Below are 2,038 nucleotides of genomic sequence, written 5' to 3'. Positions count from 1 at the left end.
TAGGGCTGGCTGAATAATGGTAAAACCCTTGTTGGTTAAGACTTTTAGAGTTTTTGTAAATCAAAAAGTACCAGATATGGGAGTGATCGGGGGGAAAATTCAGGGACTTTTTCCCTGAAAATTAGGTAATTGACCCCTTCAAAATCGGTAAAACCCTACACCCCACACCCCACACCCCACACCCTGCCCCCAAGAAAAACTTTTTCAGCAAACCCTAGCTAAGACTTACACTCCGTAAACGAAGTCGAGATTGGTCATGCCAGCTGCGGCACCAGCCCCAACATTGGCAATTAGGTAACTACCGGCGACGGTGGAATCGTTATACCAGATGTCGCCGTTGCTAGTGTTGACGTAGATGCCGGAGGAGTTTCCGGATGCTCCCCCGTTGATCCCCGCTCCCTTGAAGAACCCGGCAGCGCTAAGGACACTTCCGTTCACATTACCACTAATAAACAGCAGACCTTTGATCCCCGGATTAATGGGGCCGGTCAAGGTGCTGTCAAGACTGTTCGCCAGAATGATCGTGTCAGCGGCTACGGAGAAGCCGGTGATCAGATCACCGTTCGCTACGTTGTCGAGCCTGAAGAAATCGTTTCCAACACCACCAGTCAGAGTATCCACACCCAAGCCGCCATTGAGGGTGTCGTTACCAGCACCACCCAACAAGAGATCATTACCATCACCACTAATAAGATTGTCATTACCAGCGCCCCCATTGAGAGTATCATTACCGGCGAGACCTGTGAGGGTGTTCTTAGCACTGTTACCAATGATAACGTTATTACCATTATTACCAGTACCGTTAATTGCTGCCGTTCCAGTCAGGGTGAGGTTTTCTACATTTGCTGCTAGGGTGGTACTAGCCGCAGTTACGAGAGTATCAGTAATGGTTGTAGTTACAGCTGCTGTACCCAATTGGGCATTGGTAGGAGAAGACAGAGTGAGATTAAAGGTTTCCTGTGCTTCGTTAAGGGAGTCATTGAGAATAGGAATAATGATGTCTTGACTGGTAACACCAGGAGCAAAGGTGAGAGTCCCGTTAGTGGCAGTATAGTCCGACCCTGCTATAGCGGTATTGTTACCAGTGGCATATTGAACAGTAATTGTGTCAGTGCTATCACTAGACAGAGTAACAGTATAAGTGACATTTTGGGGACTGGTGATCCCTTCAACTACCGTTTGGTTAGCGCTCAGGTCGATAATGGGTAAATCGGGTAAATCATTATCAGCAATATTGACTGTGGCACTAGCTGCAGACCCGACGGTGTAGCCTGTTCCCGCTAAGACGGTGAGAATGGCGGTTTCTGTGCCTTCTACGAGGGTGTCGTCAATGACATTGAGGTCAACCAACGCAGTGGCAGAACCCGCGGCAAAATTTACTGGGGTCGAAATGGTCGTGTAATCTGTGCCATTGGTTGCCGTGCCGCCCATGGCGATGTTCACCGTCAAGTCGCTGGTGGTGTCACCAGTGCGGGTGAGGGTATATTGACCATTGTTGGTGGGTTCGCCAGCATCGGCATCGGTGGCTGCTACTGTCACCACCGGAAGAGTAGTAGCCGTACCAATATCCAAAGACCAACCACCAGCAATAGTTCCCACGTCTCCTCCCGCGTCATCCACAACGTAGAGGCTCCAGGTTCCATTGGGGTTGATGCCGTTGAATACGGAGAAATCCGTGCCGTAGGGGCCACCGGGAGCGGGCGCGTTAAAGAAATCACCGGTTTCAAAGTCTGTGGCCTTATAACTGCCACTGGTAATTAGCTCATCATCGAGCAAGAAGGAGGTTGCCGTCGGATCAAAGGTGAGAGTGACATTACTGAGACTATTAAAGCCACCCACATCGGACATTAATAAGGCTTTGGTTCCCGTCGGACCGACCAGTAATACATCAATATCATCGGGATAAGTATGGCTCAGGTTTGTCAGGGTTACTTTCAGGCTATTAATATTACCGCTCAAGCCTGAAACATTAATAGTGGAAGGATAGGGGGTACTGGAACCACTATCAGGAATAGTAATCGGGTTAGGGTTACTGAAG

Annotated in this window: 1 protein-coding gene; it reads right to left on the bottom strand. The window is 49.2% G+C overall.

Going from position 1 to position 2,038, the window contains the following annotated elements; genetic code table 11:
- Positions 1-225: 225 nt before the first annotated feature.
- A partial coding sequence (locus PX636_RS07485) for a Calx-beta domain-containing protein (protein WP_288116631.1) occupies positions 226-2,038 on the bottom strand: 1,813 nt, incomplete at its 5' end.

The sequence above is a fragment of the Microcystis sp. M53598_WE2 genome, assembly GCF_030067735.1.
In the GTDB taxonomy this organism is placed as follows: domain Bacteria; phylum Cyanobacteriota; class Cyanobacteriia; order Cyanobacteriales; family Microcystaceae; genus Microcystis; species Microcystis aeruginosa.
Note: the sequence above shows the minus strand (reverse complement) of the source record. Positions and strands in the feature narration are given on the sequence as shown.